The 18656-nt window shown below is 41.9% G+C and carries 15 protein-coding genes; 7 read left to right on the forward strand and 8 right to left on the reverse strand.

Annotation, left to right across the window (positions count from 1 at the left end):
* Positions 1-238 precede the first annotated feature (238 nt).
* Genes ACE1CD_RS14905 through ACE1CD_RS14920 form a run of 4 tightly spaced genes read right to left on the reverse strand, consistent with a single transcriptional unit; the run spans position 239 to position 4726 of the window.
* Positions 239-472, reverse strand: a complete 234-nt coding sequence (locus tag ACE1CD_RS14905; RefSeq protein ID WP_374825107.1) for a hypothetical protein — start codon at positions 470-472, stop codon at positions 239-241.
* A gap of 59 nt (positions 473-531) precedes the next feature.
* A complete protein-coding gene (locus ACE1CD_RS14910; protein WP_374825109.1) occupies positions 532-1479 on the reverse strand; it encodes a peptidylprolyl isomerase in 948 nt (315 codons plus the stop codon).
* Between the two features lie 35 nt (positions 1480-1514).
* Entirely contained in the window at positions 1515-3008 is a 1494-nt protein-coding gene (locus ACE1CD_RS14915) for an efflux RND transporter periplasmic adaptor subunit (RefSeq protein WP_374825111.1), read from the reverse strand.
* Between the two features lie 35 nt (positions 3009-3043).
* Positions 3044-4726, reverse strand: coding sequence for a site-2 protease family protein (locus ACE1CD_RS14920; RefSeq protein WP_374825113.1), 1683 nt, complete (start codon positions 4724-4726; stop codon positions 3044-3046).
* Between the two features lie 338 nt (positions 4727-5064).
* Here ACE1CD_RS14920 and ACE1CD_RS14925 point away from each other — a divergent pair, with 338 nt between their 5' ends.
* The 4 genes from ACE1CD_RS14925 to ACE1CD_RS14940 all read left to right on the forward strand — a co-directional run bounded on the left by ACE1CD_RS14925 (position 5065) and on the right by ACE1CD_RS14940 (position 13554).
* Positions 5065-11517 carry a DUF4114 domain-containing protein gene (locus ACE1CD_RS14925; protein ID WP_374825115.1) on the forward strand — a complete coding sequence of 2151 codons (6453 nt, stop codon included), beginning with the start codon at positions 5065-5067 and terminating at the stop codon, positions 11515-11517.
* A gap of 249 nt (positions 11518-11766) precedes the next feature.
* Positions 11767-11997, forward strand: coding sequence for a hypothetical protein (locus ACE1CD_RS14930; protein ID WP_374825117.1), 231 nt, complete (start codon positions 11767-11769; stop codon positions 11995-11997).
* Between the two features lie 200 nt (positions 11998-12197).
* Positions 12198-13187: a hypothetical protein gene (locus ACE1CD_RS14935; protein ID WP_374825119.1), complete on the forward strand. Its 990-nt coding sequence runs from the start codon at positions 12198-12200 to the stop codon at positions 13185-13187.
* Between the two features lie 178 nt (positions 13188-13365).
* Entirely contained in the window at positions 13366-13554 is a 189-nt protein-coding gene (locus ACE1CD_RS14940) for a hypothetical protein (RefSeq protein WP_374825121.1), read from the forward strand.
* Between the two features lie 98 nt (positions 13555-13652).
* On the opposite strand, the gene ACE1CD_RS14945 is transcribed toward ACE1CD_RS14940, so the two are convergent.
* Both ACE1CD_RS14945 and ACE1CD_RS14950 read right to left on the reverse strand, forming a co-directional pair.
* Positions 13653-13922, reverse strand: a complete 270-nt coding sequence (locus ACE1CD_RS14945; protein WP_374825123.1) for a hypothetical protein — start codon at positions 13920-13922, stop codon at positions 13653-13655.
* Between the two features lie 113 nt (positions 13923-14035).
* Positions 14036-14209 (reverse strand): hypothetical protein, encoded by a 174-nt coding sequence (locus ACE1CD_RS14950; RefSeq protein ID WP_374825125.1) that lies wholly within the window; start codon positions 14207-14209, stop codon positions 14036-14038.
* A gap of 31 nt (positions 14210-14240) precedes the next feature.
* Here ACE1CD_RS14950 and ACE1CD_RS14955 point away from each other — a divergent pair, with 31 nt between their 5' ends.
* Together ACE1CD_RS14955 and ACE1CD_RS14960 are read left to right on the forward strand one after the other, a co-directional pair.
* Positions 14241-15083 (forward strand): PEP-CTERM sorting domain-containing protein, encoded by an 843-nt coding sequence (locus ACE1CD_RS14955; protein ID WP_374825127.1) that lies wholly within the window; start codon positions 14241-14243, stop codon positions 15081-15083.
* 139 nt (positions 15084-15222) lie between these two features.
* On the forward strand, positions 15223-15957 hold the full coding sequence (locus ACE1CD_RS14960; protein WP_374825129.1) for a calcium-binding protein: 735 nt from the start codon (positions 15223-15225) through the stop codon (positions 15955-15957).
* Here the strand turns inward: ACE1CD_RS14960 and ACE1CD_RS14965 are convergent.
* A complete protein-coding gene (locus ACE1CD_RS14965) occupies positions 15928-16125 on the reverse strand; it encodes a hypothetical protein (RefSeq protein ID WP_374825131.1) in 198 nt (65 codons plus the stop codon). The genes ACE1CD_RS14960 and ACE1CD_RS14965 overlap by 30 nt on opposite strands.
* 243 nt (positions 16126-16368) lie before the next feature.
* Between ACE1CD_RS14965 and ACE1CD_RS14970 the strand changes: the two genes are divergently transcribed.
* On the forward strand, positions 16369-17397 hold the full coding sequence (locus tag ACE1CD_RS14970) for a GNAT family N-acetyltransferase (RefSeq protein WP_374825133.1): 1029 nt from the start codon (positions 16369-16371) through the stop codon (positions 17395-17397).
* 134 nt (positions 17398-17531) lie between these two features.
* On the opposite strand, the gene ACE1CD_RS14975 is transcribed toward ACE1CD_RS14970, so the two are convergent.
* Complete coding sequence (locus ACE1CD_RS14975) at positions 17532-18281, reverse strand: DUF4135 domain-containing protein (protein WP_374825135.1); 750 nt, start codon at positions 18279-18281, stop codon at positions 17532-17534.
* Positions 18282-18656: the final 375 nt, after the last annotated feature.

Consider the following 18656-nt stretch of genomic DNA (forward strand, 5'->3'; position numbering starts at 1 on the left):
TGGAGAAATGGCAAATATAACCATTTCCCCAGCCTCGCGAAACTCACATCCGTCACAGACTAGGTTCTCTGAATATTTAGTTGATTTAAAGTTCTTAGCTGTCGATACTTACAACCGTACAGCGTCCATGCTTTTAGCTGTTACGCCTCAAGCTTGTATCTTGCACCCTTTATGGATTTGCGGTGTAGGCATCTGCCTTACGCCAGCATTGGCAGGTATCATACCACTACCGATGAATTTAAGATCGTAAAGATTTGTTTTCAGCCCACCTCCTAACTTCTTCATCAGTAATAACATACCGATAGTGAGTACCTCCCTTGATAATTATCCGAATTTTTTTATCTTTCGGTCTGTCGCTTTCGATCGTCAAGCATCCAAAGCCAGTTTCTTGCCAAGTTTCCAGCAGAAGGCTCTCAATGCGATCGAGAATTTCGTTAATCTTAATTGTCGGATTGTCAAATTCTGATAACATTTGTAAATCCTAACTGATTGACATTCAATCCACTTTCTTAATCTGTCACAAATACTCGCTCAGCCAATGTGTATTTTGAGCCGCAGCTGACGGACTTTATCGAACAACCATTGTTCAAACAATTGCTCTTGCAGTTGCTGTTTGACTTGACCCGATAAAACAGCCGGAATAAACTGGGTAACTCGCAACAAAATATAATGGTAATCTAATTGCACTGGTCCGATTAAAGCACCAGGGCTTGCAGTAACAATGTACTTCCTTAGTTGTTCGGGAATTTGTTCCAACATTAATATCCCCATGTGCCCATTAACAATCCGATCCTCTGTAAGCGAGTAGTCTTTAGCTAGCTGGGCAAAAAGGCTGCCGTCTTCGATAATCTTAGTCCTAAGATTCAAAGCCAAGTCTAAGTCATCCACAACAATCCGCTCCAGAACAATTCTGTCAAATAAAATTTTATTGTTGTTAAAATAGGCTTCCATCAGCGGTGCGGAAACTTCACGTTTGAGTTTGTTTAACTTCAAATCATAGGCAATTTGAGCGCGAAAATCATCATAGCTAATGCCTTTGAACTTGAGCCATTCTTGAAATGAGCGTTGGTTTGCTAACTGATTTTGTAAGCGAAAATCTATGAGGAATTCATCAATGCTAGCAGAATCAACGTCTAAATCATTCCGGTTTTGTAACTCTTGTTCCAAAATATGTTGTTGCCAAACATTTATAATGAAGGTATTAAGCTCACCGCAATGGCGAAGATAATTGACAGCTTGAGCTAAAGAAATCGATTGGCTATCACTACTTAAAAAAGGTTTTGATATACTTCCTATTCCTATCGCATAAATTATTTCCGGCAGAAATTTGTTAATTTTCTGTTCGGAATGAGTACATTCCCAAGAGTCAGAAAAGAAAAATTGCTGAGTTTTTGCCTCGCATAGAGATGCCGCTTCGGCTTGAGTAGATTGCATTTCGGCAATTTCGTGGTGAGTGTGCCGATATAAACTAGCTTTCATATCACATCCTCAATGATTATATATGCAAACAGATATTAAACATATTTGCGAATTTTTAACAACTTCATCAACTCGCGCTCTACTCGCTGATATAAAGGAATAGGTGACACTTCAATTTGAGCGTAAACCTTAGCATTTGGTTGGAACAATTTCTGCCGATTGTCAACTATCGCTCTTACCTTTAATAACTGCTTTTGACCGGAAGGGTCGGATTGCAGCACCGGCTCAATTTTTTCAATCTGAGTCGTAATTGCTGGCAATCCCGGTTCGAGCGGTTGTAAAATTACAGTTGCCGATGGTTTTTCTACAATCCCTTTAACTAAATCAGAATCAGATTGAGGAACCTCAATCAAAGCCACCAGTTTATCTAAATTAGCAATTTCCAAAACATCTTGGTTGTCTTGCATTTTTTTGCCTACTTTTTCATGCAGATTTTGGCTGACTACTATCCCAGAAATAGGAGCTTCTAAAGTTTGATTCTTCTGTTGCTCTGACTGTAACTTTTGCAGTTCTTTCCTTAAAGTTTGAATTACGGGAGTGCGAACAGCAACTTCATCTTTAGCTGCTGCCAATTCCTGCATCGCAGTTTGTTTAATGGCAACTCTACTGGCTAACTCATCTTGACGGTTGGCTAATTTTTGTTGCTTTTCCAGTTTGACCGCCTCAATTTCTTCAGTTTTGGCAGAAATTTGATGTTTGATTTCTAAAATTTCTTGTTCTTTTCTGCCAATATTGGCTATCAATGTAGCTTTTTGACCTCTTAGTTCCTCCAACTTTTGCTGTAAAGGCAGTTGTGCCATTAACTCTTTTAATTCAGGTCGCTCGTATCTACTAATTAAATTTTCTGTTCCCTGTAAATTTTCTTCCAAGCCTGATATCTCTGCTTCTATTCCTGGAATTTTACTTGCGAGTGCCTCTACCTCTGCTTGCAACTTCTGAATTTCTGGGGGTGGATTTCCACTTTTCATCCGTTCAATTTCTTGACGGGTTTCTTCCACTTGACGGCGAGCGGCAAGCTCAACTTGAATAGCTTCTTCAAGTTTGCCTTGGACAACTGGTATGCGTGCTAAAGCAGCAGATGATGATGATTCTTGTTCTTGCAATTTCGCTTGTTTCTGAATGATTTCTGCATCTAACTCAAGTGTGGCGACTGATGCAACTCGTTGACCTGCATTGACAAAATCTCCAGGGTTTACCCAAAATTTAGTTACACTGCCGGGAACTTGCATATATACAAACCGATGGCTATCGGGGAGAGGTTCTAAACGCGCTTCTGTTCGCACCGAGTTCGGTATCGGCATCTGAGAAACCCAGATTCCTCCTGCTACTAAACCACAAATTATTACCAGCCGTCCAAAATTAAAAGATTGTGCAGGTTTAATTGGTTGTGTTTTTTCTACAGAAGGCTGATGAGTGGATGTGTCAGCGGGGTTAGTTTTAGCTGGTGAGACAGTTTCTTTTTGGGAGGTAGGAGGTACTACTTTCAGTTTGAGGCGGGAAGGAATGTTGTTTTGGTTAGTTGCAGACATGGCGGTTTCTGGTAATGGATAATGTGAATGAATTTTTAATTTTTACGATTAAGGTTATTTTCAGAAGTGGGTAACAAGAAATAAATTGCCCAAACAAACAGGAGTACCCCGGCTGTAATGGGAATGTTGGTGAGGTTCCATTCGGCTATGTGCAACAGGAGGAAACCAAAGACGCACCAAATATAGGCAATACTAAAAGGGCCGTATGCAGCTAAAATACAAGCATTTTTCCAATTCTCGCGAATTGGTTTTCCCGTTAAGAGGTTGGCATAAAAGTTTTTGGCGCGACTTCTAAGATTGTTGATACCAGTGATGGCTACGGCAAGGTAATATCCATCGAACTTAGCTAGGGGATTGAGATTAAGAGCGACAGTAAATAGTGCTGCTGACATGAGTAGGAAGCTGGTGGTGGAAAGCCAGGTGCCGCTAGTTGATAAGTTCCACAACCATAGGGCAGTAGCAGCGATAATTAGCTGTACGAGTATGCCTGCTCCTATTACTAAAATTCGTTGAAAGCGAGATAAGCAATAGGAGTCGCTGGTGTTGGTGTAGGCGGAGGGGATGAAGCACATAAATAGCAACCCGATTTCTGGAACTATGCCGCCGAAGTGTTTGAGGGTGAAGGCATGACCGAGTTCGTGGAGGGTAACGACTAATGCTGTGAGGAGAACAAATGGTAATAATAGGTTGCTGCCATAATTGGCTAGTAGTTGCTGCCCGATAAAGATTATTTCTGGTTGTTGGTTAAAGCCAATAACGGCGGAAATAAGCAGAAATATACTGAGGAGAAAGGCGGTTGGGTGCGTCCAAAGAAAGCGTAGTTTGTCAATATGTCTGCTGAGAAATTTGTCGGGGTTGAATAGGCGTATTTTGAAGGATAGTAACTGGAGAGGGGTGAATTTTCTTGGGCGCGGTTTTGCTGGTTTTGTACCTGACAGCATTCCCGTGGCGGCGAGGAGTTGGAGGAGATATTTAAGTTCGGTTTGGGTGATGCAGTATTCTTCTGCTATTAGGTGCGTGGGAAGTTGTCCGAGTTGGGAGATGATGGCTTTGTCGCGATCGCCTACTTGCAAAAATGTGATATCCTCTGGGTTGCGTAATATCCAGTAGCCGTCGGGATGCGCTACCCAGTGGACGCAGGGTTTCAGGTGAGGACTGTTAGGAGTGGGGGAGGGGGAGAGTGGGGGAGTGGGGGAAGTTTGGTTGACTGATGTTGATTTGGAATAACTGTAGGAATGAACAAATGCTTCGTTTATCTGTTTCTCCCTCTCTGCTTCTCTCCCTCTTTCTTCGTCCTCTACTTCGTCGGCGAGGATACCCAAAGTTATTAATTTTTGCAGTAACTCTACTACTAGGTTGGCGGAAATTGTTGGTTGAAATTCTCGATTAAGGTGATTTTGGATTTCTAGGGCGGTAAATTCTCCAGTGAAGTACCGCAGCGCGTACCCTTCTGCGGCAGAAAACTGAAAGTGGTTATTTCCTTGAGCGCTCAAAAGTATAACTCGGTCTGAGCCTTTGATGGCGGCGAGTTTCCAGTAGGCTCTGATGTCCGGACAGATTAGGCGTTCATACTCGTTCATGGTCAATTCCGCTGCCAGAGTGGGTGGCTTCCAGATGCGTGCGGGTAGGCTACCCTCACATCTTGCCGTTGGGGAGGTATAAGCTCCCCTAACTCGTTCTGGGAACGAGAATACAGGGGCTACCGCCTCTTGGGGCAAGATGTGAGCGATCGCACTTGTCCTTTTCTCACAAAAACTTATATCACTATCTCACAAAAATAGCTACTGGGTATTACGTTTTGTAAATACGTCCTATAAGCTATATAATTTAAAGTTTCTGTGAAGCTTCAGTTGAAGAGTTGACATTCTCACTAAAGTGATTAAATATATAGCTATGCCTACAAGCAGAGCGAGCTTCAGTTTCGCAGTGAAAAGCAAAGCTATGTGACGATAGCCGAATTTCAGTTTGGCTAATTGACTGTCGAGTCGAGAGGATGTGCGATCGATATTCGCATTATCCCCATTGTCAACATTAAATAATGGAGTGAATTGAATATATGGGACGCTTCAACTTCTTTTCAAAAAAGCAGGCTACCCCTAAAAACCGTAAATCTCAAAAAATTTCTCCACCGCCGCAGCTGGAAACCTTTATTTTGGAACCGATTCTCACGCCAAGCGGCATCGTCGATGGTGATGATCGAAATTATCAAGACTTGGTGGGGACGGACTTACACGAAATTGCACTCCCAGAAGTTCATCTATCTGAAAGTAATCACGATTTCGATTCTTCTGCTGATAGCAAAAATACAGCAACTGTAGATAATACTTCAACGCATATTGAGTCGATCAACAGTCATAACAGCGAAGTTATTATTGCACACAGTACAGATATATCAATTGCTGACGGCGAGTTGGAACCGCTGTCGTTTATTGAGTCTACACCTATCGAAAGTCATGCTAGTAGTGATGCTATTAGCCACACAGATACAGATTTAGTAAGTACCGATATTACATCGGATTCGGAAATTAAATTATTGACTGCCGATCGCACAAATCAAAGAGCAGATGTATCATTAATTATTGCGGAAGGATCGGATTCAGATTTACATAGCGATTTTTCAAATTTAAATCACAGCGATACAGCCGGAGAAACAGATTCTATTGAAGTAGACGATCGCATAGATACAACTCATTTAATTGATACTAAGATTGAGAGCGCACAGCACAACACAGTAACTGCGGAAGTATCGCTACCTCATGCTCAGAGCGATTCTGATGATTTAAGCCACAGCGATACATCTGAAAAAACAGATGTTATTCAATCCGAGCGCATAGACACAACTGATGTAATCGCTCCTAAGATTGAAAGCGCACAAGATAACTCTGGAGCTACGGAGAACTTGTTAAGTGTGGAAGTATCTCAGCATCATACTGAGACCGATTTTGATAATTTAACCCACAGGGATTCATCTGACGAAACTGATTCTCTTAAACAAGCACTTAATAATTCACAACAAAGTTCTACAATTAATACACCGAATCTAGGTGAACATAACACCACAGATTCAGACATATCTTTGACTACAGAAATTGTTGAGGGAACAGATACTACTCATGTTACTGATAGCACAATTGATAACGAACAAAACACCGCTGTAGTTACTGATAGCATTCACCAGCTACCAGATAGCACCGCACATACAACGGATGCGGAAATTATAAACAGTCCTAATGTTGGAGATATCGATAATGTATCCTCAGACAAACTGACGTTTACCTCTGGTGTTTTTACCGTTGGCGAAACTGGTCAAGTCAGCATCGACTATTTGTTTGATGGAGGTGGATACAAAGGCGAACTCGCTATTTTCAGTCTTGATGGGATGGAAAAATTTGAGCCAGGATCTCATCAATTTATCCAAGAAGCAGCACATCGAGCTTTAAGCAATTCTGAATTTGGCTATGTAGTGATTTCTGACCCGACTGAAGGTGCCAAGTTTAGCGGCAATTTAGGTGATGGTAACAATAATTCTGGCAATTATCTAGGCGTTAAAACATTTTCAATGCGTCCGGGAGATGAGTTTGGTGTGATGCTTATCCCCAACGGTACAGTGCAGCAGTTGTCTGACAATCCAAGTGCGGGTGGTGCTTTACGTCCGTTGTTCTCTTTGGTGACAGCAAATCCGAATCAGGCTTTTCATATAGGACAAATTGCTGATGTGACTGGGGATGGTCATACTTTTGCCTTGGAAGATTTGCGGATGGATCGCAGCACCGATCGGGATTATAATGATATGATTTTCCAAGTGCGGGGTGCGACTGGAAAAGCAGTAAATTTGGCTGAAGTAATTGCACCGGCAAAAGATTGGCGCACTTCTAAAATAGGTGAGGAATTAGTTGCTTTTGCTAAGTCAGATATAAGTTCCGATCTTAGTCATAATGGCAATGGAGATGTAGGTAAAATAGAAGTAATTAATCTGCCGGACACCCGTGTTAATATTCCTGTTTATGATGTTAGTCACTTAGATACAAATACCGATTACCATAACGATGGTGTCGGTGATATCCCCACTGCTAACTCAACTATTTCTGACCATCATTCTAGTGATGCAACTAGCAGTTCCGATCGAGATATTGTCGGTGAAAATCAGAGCGCGAGCGTTCCTACTTCCGAACCTATCCACAGTGATGTAACTCAAGATATCTCTGTTGGGGATAAGAGTGCGAGCGCGACTATTTCTGAACCTATCCACAGTGATGTAATTAAAGATATTGCTGTTGGAGATAAAAGTGCGAGCGCATCTAATCCAGAACCTAATCATAGCGATGTAATTAGCACTTCTGAACAAAATATTGTAGTTAGCGATAAGAGTGCGAGCGCGACTATTTCCGAACCCATTTATAGTGATGTAACACCAGATATCGCTGTTGAGGATAAGAGTGCGAGCGCGACTATTTATGAACCTATTCACAGTGATGTAACTCAAGATATCGCTGTTGGAGATAAGAGTGCGAGCGCGACTATTTCCGAACCTATTCACAGTGATGTAGCTAAAGATATTTCTGTTGGAGATAAGAGTGCGAGCGCGACTATTTATGAACCCATTCATAGCGATGTGACGCAAGATATCGCTGCTGGAGATAAGAGCGCGAGCGCGACTATTTATGAACCCATTCATAGCGATGTGACGCAAGATATCGCTGCTGGAGATAAGAGCGCGAGCGCGACTATTCCTGAACCTATCTACACTGATGTAACTAAAGATATTGCTGTTGGAGATAAAACTCCTATTACAATTAACAAAGAAATTCTTCATCCCGATATTTCCACTTCCGATCGCGCTGATGATCCTTTACCCATTCAAACCTTAGAAACAAACAATATTGCAATTGCAATTAACTCAAACCAAACTGATATTGCATCAACAACTGCGGTAGAACACAGCGAAGTTGTCACGACATTTCCTACCCAAAATATTACTCCCAATTCAGATATCTCAACATCTGTAGATTCCCACAAAATATCTGTTGTTGAAACAACTAATATTTCCGCCGATGTCAGTCAAACACCAGTATTTTCAGATGTTGCAAATCAAACACCAGTTGATATCAATCATCCAAATAACAGCGAAATAAATATTACTTCAATTCAGGATAATCAATCAGTCCACACATCAGTAAACAGTCCTGAAATTACAGAAACAAGACTTGACTTAAATCACTCAAGTAGCGATACGGGTAATATTGCTAATTCTGCTCAAACTCAAACTAACGATTCTGTTACTGTCCCAACATCTACAGCCGATAATTCAACAGTAAATCCCACCTTCAATAGCAACGTTACTGAAACTATTTTAGCAACGCATTCTCAATCACAGCCTTCAGATACAGCTATTACTTCTACTGTTGATAAACCAAGCGCAAGTACCGTCAATGAACACTCAGAATTTACTCCAGATATCAAAACAATTGGTAACGAACACAATACCACTGTAATAGATGCTTTACCCCCCATTAACCCATCAATAATTAAACCAGAAACGCACGGTGTATTTACCGTTAATTCCACTGGGAAAGTTAGCGTTGATTATCTATTTGATGGTGGTTACTATCAGGGAGATTTAGCTATTTTCAGCCTCAAAGGGATGGAACATTTACAACCTGGAAGTGAGGCGTTTATCCAAGAAGCTGCACATCGCGCATTGAGTAGTTCGGAATTAGGCCATATTGTCATTTCTGATGCTTTGGAAGGTGCAAGATTTAGCGGTAAATTAGGCGAACAAAGTTGGAATGCTGGTGCTTATCAAGGTGCAAAAACTGTTAGCATGACTCCCGGAAATGAGTTTGCTATCATGTTGGTTCCTAATGGCAAAGTGCAGGAGGTTTTTGATAATCCGAAGATTGGTGGTGCGAAGAGTCCGTTATTTTCAATTTCGACTGTTCAGGGGAATTTACCCCAAATTGTAGATGTGACTGGAAAAGGTCATACTTTTGCGTTTGAAGATTTGCGAATTGATAAAGCCGATCGCGATTATAACGATATTATTTTCCAAGTGAAAGGTGCGACTGGTAAAGCACAACATTTTGAGGAAGCAGTTGCACCCGCTAAAGATTGGCGTACTTCAGAAATAGGTCAGGAATTAATTGCTTATGCCACCAATAACATTACTGACAATACAAGAGATCATAGCTCTAGTGATAGCAATACCAATGACACTGATGTTATCGAGCAATTAACCCCTGAAGAACAAATAGCTGTTGGGAATATTAATCAAGAAATCCAAACCACATTAGCTCCAAATTTAGAAACGTTATTGACACAGTTACAAGGCACACTGTCAGACATAACGGTAAACCCCAACGCTAACCTATATCCTGCTCCTGATGCACCAACAGAACAGGAACAAGACGACCTGATTAACCAACTCAATGCGGAATTAGAGGCAGCATTTGCTGATTTAACATCAGACGAATTTGCGGATGTTAGTGCCCTGGCTGGCAAATTTAATTTTGCCCCGGAAAGTCAGCCATTAGTCGGGGTTATTGACACAGGTTTTGCCGCTAATAACCCTGATATTAATAACGCTCGCATAACTCTAGGCAAAGACTACATTGATGGCGATAACAACCCCTTACTAGCAGAAGGTGAAGGCGACGATCACGGCACGAAAATCTTAGAAGTGATTGCCGCCACCCAAAACAACAATGTGGGCACTGATGGCATTAACGATGATGCTCCTGTTTGGTTAGGACGTGCAGTGGGTTCTGGTAAATGGGCACAATCTTTAGTAGATTTTGTCGATGCAGCAAAAGCTTCAGATCAACCTAATGGAATAGTTAACCTTAGCTTTGATTTAACTCAACAAAATCCCGATGGTTCCATCACTACGCGCACAGAATTTACCCAAGCAGAAATTGATGCCCTAAAATATGCCCGCGATAACAATATTCTGATTGTTGTGGCAGCAGGCAACGAAGGCACAGCAGTAATGTCAGCTTTGGGGCAGGCTTCGGAGCATTTCGACAATATCATCACCGTCGGTGCAGCAGATGAAGCCGCTAACCGCGCTGATTATTCCAGCTATGGCAAAGGCTTGGATATTATGGCTTATGGGGCACAAATAGATGACCCCACAACCACCACTGGCAACCCAGAACAGGATTTATTTGCTGACTTGACTCCAGAAGAAATCGTGCTGGTGCAGAAGTTGATGCAGCAGTCCGAAGGCTCCAGTAGTAGTTCGCCGTCGCTTTCTGAGGCAGAAGAAGCCAAAGCCTTAGCCGCGACCCAAAAAATGCTGCAAAAAGCCTTGGCATCTGTAGGAAATGCGGATGGTAACAGTGATACAGAGGTGGGAACTACTGCCATAGTCGGTACTTCCATTGCTACTGCTAAGGTTACGGGTGCAGCTTCCCAAGTTTGGGCTGCAAATCCAAATTTAAATGCTGCTCAGGTGAAAGAAATCCTCAAAGCAACGGCGGTGGACTTGCAGACTCCTGGTTGGGATATGGAAACTGGTGCTGGTTTGCTAAATTTAGGATTGGCGGTGCAAGCAGCATTGACTACCCAGGGTGAAACCTACGCATTTGACGATGAGATGTCATCTGGGTTGGGACTACTGAATGGTTCAGGCACTCCCGAAGAACGTCCAGCTTTCTTTAAAAAACTCTGGAATGGAGTTAAGAAAGTTTTCAACAAAGTTGTCACCGTTGTCAAAAAGGTGGTCAATGTTATCCAGAAAGTTGTCAATGTTGTCCAGAAAGTTGTCAGCTTTGTTCAAAAAGCGATTCCTATCATCAAAAAGATTGGTAGCTTTATCAGCACGATAGCCAGTAAATTCGTTTGCCTGCCGATTTTGGGCAAAATTGGTGTAGTTTTAGGCGGCATTGCACTGGTGGGTGCTGCTATAGGTGGAGCGATTTTGTGGTTCAAGAACCGGAAACAACAACAGCAGCAACAAACGGTTGTGCAAACTGTTGTGGTACAACAAGACCCCCAAAATATTTTAGATTTGGAATCGGCGTGGAAACTGCTGACTCCCGCACAGCAAAACGATATCGGACCAGCCCTGAAGAACGGTATCGATCCGAAGTATCAACCCCTGTTTGATGGGACAGACCCCGATGGCATAATTCCTTTGCTAGAGACGGTTAATGGTTTAACTACAGAACAGCAAACCCAGCTTGGGACTTTTGTCCTCAACGGAACTTTCCCTCTATATAAAACTTTCTTCGATGGCACTGACCCAGGAAATCCGTTTGTTCCTCCGGCAGTTAAAAATGCTTGGAACAGCCTAACCCCCGCCCAGCTAAATGTACTGAAGCCAGTGATGCTTAATGGCATTACCAGTCCTTATGGTCGTCCCATATTTGATGGCGACCCAAATGGCATCGGTAAAATCCTGGGAGTTTTGGGTAGCCCAACGCTGAACAACACCCAGCGCAGTCTGATGACCGGTTTCTTGTTCACTCCTGGTGGCATTCCCACTCAATACGAGAATCGGTTCATATGACTGACGACGCTGGCCCATCAAATTGCTGCTAAAGAATCAGAGATACAGCAGCTTCAATGGACGATCCAGAGCTACCAAGCACAAATCAATCAAATCAATACCCTAACGAGTCACTATGAAGGACTCAGGCAACAGTACCAAAATGAAGCCAACTACTGGAATAGCCAAATCCACACTTGGGGACTTGTTGCCTGGGAAGATCGCGGCTGGTGGAGTTGGGGATGGATTTGGTGGTGGGGATGGCGCTTGGTGTATTGGTGGACTCGAAATTGGCAACCTGTTTACGGGTGGATATACAACCCACAAGCGGAAGCCAACCGAAATGCAGCACAACAAGCGGCTGATGTAGCGGCACAAATGCGCGATGCCATAAACCAACAGGGACAACCCCAGATAGGGGCAACCCAAGGGCAAATCGCCGTAATTCAAGAGCGAATTGCCACTCTCCAGCAAGAGTTGCAGATATTAAAGCAGCAGTAAAAAGCTTGGCAAAGTCCTTAAAAATAAAATGCGATCGCTTATTGATAGCCACTTTTTTGGAAAAAACTATTCACTAGCGATCGCACTTTTCAAAAACTGGTTTTTTCTCCGAAAATCAAAGGTTACACGCCAAAAATCGGTTTTATTTCCTAGCTTTATAACACAGCATCAAAGTTCTTTCTTGTCGAAGTTAACATTCTATGAATTTTAACCAATTTGGGATTTTAAACTCTCAAAAATTTGGCAATTATTTAATTGCCCTCACCAGCAGTATAGCTGTCGTCTTTAGTAGTCTGATTAATTCAGCACAAGCCGCTGAGTCTGCCGACTTTCTATTTATAGTAGATGAATCGGGTTCCATGTCTGGTGAACACACTTGGTTAGGAGGCATGATTGGCAGTCTTGATACAGCGCTAGAAGTTAAAGGGTTGCACTCTAACCGCTATGGTTTGATCGGCTTTGGTGGAGGCTTTTATCCGGGTGCGCCTTTTGCAAGAGGACTTGATATGGATTTACTGACACCGGGAATTCAGCAATTTGGAACTGCGAGTATGTTCGCAAATTCAACCAATCAACTCAAATCATCTGGAGGTTATGAAGATGGTTATCAAGCGATTGATTACGCTCTAAAAAATTACTTATTGCGAGAGGATGCAGCCCTTAACGTAGTTTTGATTACAGATGAAGATCGAGACTACACAAGACTAGGTTCTAAAGATTTTGATTTCAACAGTATCTTGAGTGCGTTACAATCTAAAAATGCTTTGCTAAATGCTGTTGTTAATTTCGGCTTCCGAGATGGAAATGGCAAGAATGCAATCGGTGTTAATTCTCATGGAAATGCCTTTTTAGCCGATGGATTGGGTGGGTTTACAAAGAGTACCGGAGGTGCAGCAACAACGGGATTTAGAACTACAAAAACCGACTATATCGACTTAGCATGGGCAACAGGAAATTCAACCATTGGCGGCGCTGCCTGGAACTTAAATTTGCTCCGAGCCGGCGGTAATTCGGCCATATCTTTTACGAATGCGTTTGTAGCTGTTAAGGCAGAAGAAGCATCGCAGCAGAACACTACCAAGGTTCCTGAGCCTTCTACTGGTTTTGGTTTATTAGCATTTGGTACTTTTAGTAAGATGCTATTAAAACGCAAAAATCAAAAACGTTTGAATTCGGTTAGAACTAATTGAAAAAATCTCGCTCGCACTTCCTCCAGCCCTTCACCTTATTCCTCACCCTGCTCATTGGTATGCAGGTCAATTATCCGGCAAATATTTCCTCGTCGAAATTGGCAAATTAGGAATTTACTTTGATACCGTTTTCCCAGGAGATTATTCCCAATCGGAAGAACTTGAGCGAGAAGATGGTTTGGATGTAAGGAGATTTCAACTCAAAGCATTTCACCAAACAGAACCCGTCTGTATTTTTCAGTTGGACTACATCCACACGCACGAAAAGTTTTACTTCATCTATCGGCCACAATTAACCATTTTTGAAATGCAGGCGATCGATGAAATTAACTCCCATTTCACTTCCTCGAAAAACTTTTTGAATTAACTTAGAAACACGCTTTTTTGGAGAAACTGGGTTTCTGAAGGGGAAGTGCGATCGCCCTTTAAAAATTAGAACTGCATAGTATCTATCAACTCTTCAAATCACTTCACAAATGCAACTTTTTTCACATCTATGAAACAAGCCATTTCTAGGTCGATCGTAACAGCGATCACCATAACCACCCCTATCGCAATAAATTCTGCTGCTGAAGCTGCATCTATAACTCTTTCTGGCATAACCTTCACCGAAGCTACCAGCAACATTACTTTAACTGATGGTGAAATACCGAATGCAAAAAAGCGACATCTATTTATTATTTTTGAAGAAGTAATTGACAATAATGTATCTTTCAAAATAGAAGGTCTTGCCAAAAACAATCCTTATATAGGAATGACTTAAGTTTAGCGATCGCATTCCTATAATCCTTTTTTCACTGCAATTACTTCCGAGAACGATCGACCTCTTACTACTCTTCATTTTTTTGCTATTTACCGAATAGTTTAAATGGAATCATTCCGATGACTACTCTTTTCAAACAGCTAATTAGGCGATCAACTGCTGCTGCGATCGCTGCTATAACCACAACAATTTCTTTCTCTACCACTGTCTGTGCAGCATCCCTTACCCCTGACAGTCCTACTTCAAATTTAACAACCACAACCTTACCCGAATTCCTTGTAAATAACCTCTTGCAACAAACCTCTGGCTTATCCGGTTTGCCAACTTCCTCTTTGCAAATTGTAGATGCTCAATCGCATACTTGGTTTAATGGTTGTATGGAGTTAAGGAATAGAAGTGGTTGTACCAAGAATATAATTAATGGTTGGATTGTCACAGTAGAAAATAGACAAGAAAGATGGGTTTACCACACAAATTATAATTATGGTCTACTAGCAGGACATTATTGGTGGACTGTTGATAACGAGCCAAATAAATTGACTTATCACATGGAAAATAATTCTAGGCTTTTACGTGATAATCCCTTTTGGTGGGATTTTCAAAATGTATCTAATGTTTTTCAATATGACTGGTCTAAAGTTGAAAGCTTGCGTTATGCAATAACCTCAGATGCCATTTTAACTGGGGTTAGCCTTTATAAAAAGCAAAGCGAGCCAGAAAAAGAAAGTTTTTTTAGCGTATCAGTTGGAGATTCTTTGATTGGTCAAGTTAGTTCTCACAATACAAACATAAGCTTTAATGAATTACTTGATGGTGGTGTTCAGGAATTTACGATCGCCAACATCAATCCGTTAGTTGATTTGCGAGATGCGATCGCCTTTCCCCTCAACCTGGAAGTTGATTTTGGGCTGGCAGAGCACCGTTGGTGGGAGAGTCAATACAGTTTCAGGGTAGAAGTGCTGCAAAAAACCGAATCTCCATCAACATCAATTCCAGAACCTGCTTCTACATTAAGTTTGCTAACACTTGCTACTTTCGGTATCCTTTCCAAACTTAAACGCAAACAGAAATTATTTAAGAGAGTAATCACCAAAAAGACATTTGTGTTAATTTCAGCAATTTTTACAACTTGAAGAATGGGTAGATTATGCAAGCCCAAATGGACAGGAAGTCAAGAGTACGATCGCCTCCCCAAAATCCGATCGCACTTCCTCCAACTCCCCTCAAATCAATTTTTCCAACAATCATTCTAAACATCAAGGAATAACTGACATGGATACACTTTTTGGAACTCTCGGTAACGACACCCGAATTTGGAAAGGCACTACTGACGTAATGATTTACGGTCGTGCTGGCAATGATTCGCTCTTAGGTAATACTGGTAACGACATCCTCTATGGAGAATTTGGTGCTGATACTTTAAGAGGTGGCGCTGGTAGCGATTTACTGTTTGGTGGATCGGAAAACGATCGCTTGTTTGGAGATGACGGTAACGACTCCTTATATGGAGAAAGCGGCGACGATCAATTAGATGGCGGTCTTGGTAGCGATTACCTTTCAGGAGGAATAGGTAACGATAGATTACTTGGACAAGATGGTAACGATATTTTAACAGGCAATGAAGGTACTGATTCCCTCTACGGTGGTGCAGGGAATGACAGCATAAATGGTGGAGATGGTAACGATTTAATTGATGGAGGATTGGTTGGTTCCTCAGAATTTGATAGCTTAACAGGAGGAACGGGACGCGATATTTTCGTTCTCAGTAACTTGCCTACTGGAATAGGGAATGGATTTGCTTTGATTACTGATTTCTCAGTTATTGACGATCGCATTCGCCTGCGGGGAACTAAGACTCAATACTCGTTGGAACCTGTCAGCAAAGCTGGCTCAAGCGCTGTAGATGCAGGGATTTACAGGCTGTCCAATGGCGAAAGAGATTTAATCGGCGTTCTCCAAGATGTCTCACCCGGAAGCTTAACCTCTCAAAACTTCATCTACATCTAAGCAACTAGGAAGCGATCGCGCCCCACCCACCAGCTTTCCAAGAGATGCTCGATCGCTCTCCTTTCCCTCACTTCCCGCCAGTCGATCGGATTTTACATTTTGTAACCCTAGTGAGTAGCGGTTAAATTGCCTCTTTGCCGTTACTACTAAGTTTTTGAGGCACTTCACATCTATTTCGACTTATCACTTGACTTAAGCATTTAAGTGAGATAACTTAGTTGACAAGCTCAAATCGAGCCAATAGTGACAACAAAGCTGTGCTGTGAAGTGATGAGCGATCGCCGCGATCCTGTAACTCGCCAGGAAAATCTAATTTCTCACTCACTCGATCGCCTAGCAGAAATAAATTAATCGAAAATCGAAAATCGATGGCCCAACCTTTCCCCATCATTAAAACAAGGAGCAAATTTTATGGCTAATATTCTCTCGAAATTCCAAACTATGCCATACACCCATCGCCTCGCTACTCCAACAGACGCGAAAGCGATCGCACCTTTAATGTCCGCGTTCGCACAAGAAAGAGAATCCATCGATCCATCAATGACAATTAAACCCAATTATGACTTTGAACAATACGTTACTCACCAACTAGAAAAACCCCTTTCTTTCTGCTGGGTACTCGAACACAGTAACACGATCGTCGGTTGCTTATTCATCTACTTTTACGATGAAGCACCACCCGCCAGTCTTCCTGATTATCTCGTTCAACACCACCACGTTGAAAATCCCTTCCAACCCCGTCGCGTTGGTTCGGTTTTGGCAATGTACGTGCAACCGGAACACCGCCAAAGCGAAGCAATCAAACTATTAGCAAATGCCGCCATTCAACACGCGGAAGAAATGAAAGTTACCGATATCGATTTGCTAATTGCAGAAGATCAAACGGGGATGCAAGCATTATTGCAACGCACGGGATTCAAAAAAGCTGCGGTGCAATTCACTCGCCACTATCAAATTCCTACTAATACCGAATTACCGAGTTTGCATCCGCCACACCCGGAATTACCGGAAGTTAAACCAATTACGCCAAATGCGATCGCACTGCGCGACCCCAGCACTAACGAACTCGTCCGCAATCCGCACGGCGAACCTGTTTTTCTAATTCCTTTACAAAATGAAAATGGATTGTTGCTAAATAGCGATCGCTTACCAATTTACCCCACCCCAGTGCGCGACCCGCAGAAAAACGACTGGGTGTTTAATGCAGCAGGTGAGTTAGTCGTCTGTCCCGTGTTGCGCGATGAAAACGGTGAGATTGTCGAACACGAAGGAATTCCCCAGTTTTGTCCCCCAGCTTACGAAGTTCAAGCAGGTGCAATTCGCCTCAAGCGCGACGCACAGGGAAATTGCGTTTTCTGCGAAGTGGAACGGAATAAGGACGGTAAAATAGTGCGATCGCCTGATGGTATGCCAGTATTCAAACAACCGCTATTGGTGTAAATTATAGCTATAGTAAGGACTTACGCAAAAATAATGATTTAGCGTAAGTCGTCACTATTTCTATTTTATTTAGCTGCACCTGATTTAAAAAGAGATTTTTATCAGTCTTAGTGTAAGCAGTTCATAATGGCTACTTACTTAGCTAATTTGATAAATTCTACCCAACTGTAATTACAACGCTCAATATAGCAAGGGGGTTGATTACCTTTTTGAGTTAACCAGGTTAGAAATTCCGCACTCAACAAACTGGGTTGATAAATTAGCTGCAAATCATTGCTGAATTTAGCTATCATTACAGAACTACTACCTTGATATTTAAACTCTGTAGGGGTTCGCAATTCAATTAGTAAACCTGGGTCTGCCTCTGAACTGAAACTAATACAGATATCATCCCAATCAGCGCAAAGACGCTGAAGAAATTGCAGGCTAAAATTAACCCAATTATTTATATGGATGATGAATTGATCGGCAAAAAAAGGGTTTTCTTGCAAGAGAGCGATCGCCACCTCTCGGTCAAACAATGTTTTTAAGAAATTTTGAACCTTTTCTTCAACAGTTTGGCTGGCAAATGCTTCTCGCCAACGAGCTAACTGAAGTTCGATCGTTAGGGGACAGCTTGATAATCCGCTCAGGGTTTCCAGGAATTTAGGTAATAATATAGAGTCTAATTTATTCAGGACAAAAGGAATTTGTTCGTTAGATTGAATTAGATGATATATTCCTTGATGCAGGCGATCGAACGCTCGTTTTAGTTGTGAATAAAACCTATCCAAGGTTTTATTTTCAGTAAAGCTATCCATTGCCAGAGGTTGTGTAAATTGAGAAGCCTCTGTTAATCGCAATTTGCAGCCTTGCATTTGGCGAGCCATTAAATCAATATTCATCTCGAAACCTGATATGGGCGGAGGAGATAATTTTATAGATATCATGGGTTGGCTTGAAACGAATCTCTTGGAAAAATCTGAGCAGGGAAAGTAGGATTGGTTCATATTCATTTTTACTGACCCCAATTAAAAGTTAACGAAGCTTTACTCAGGTATCAAGCAAAAATTGCAAATTTTCGCAGCTTTTTAATTGTTACATAAGTTTACAAAAAATAATTTTAAATCTGCGAAAACTTACTATATAGTGCTGATAAATAGATGTCGGGTTATACACTACCTGAAAAACCAAGCTGTATGAAGTGTTACCAGATCGCCTAGCGACGCACCCATAACCGGGTAGCGCTAGCAAAGCTTGTCGCTGCTTGTGATTCCAAT

The sequence above is a fragment of the Aerosakkonema sp. BLCC-F183 genome (genome assembly GCF_041929145.1).
Classification (GTDB): domain Bacteria; phylum Cyanobacteriota; class Cyanobacteriia; order Cyanobacteriales; family Aerosakkonemataceae; genus Aerosakkonema.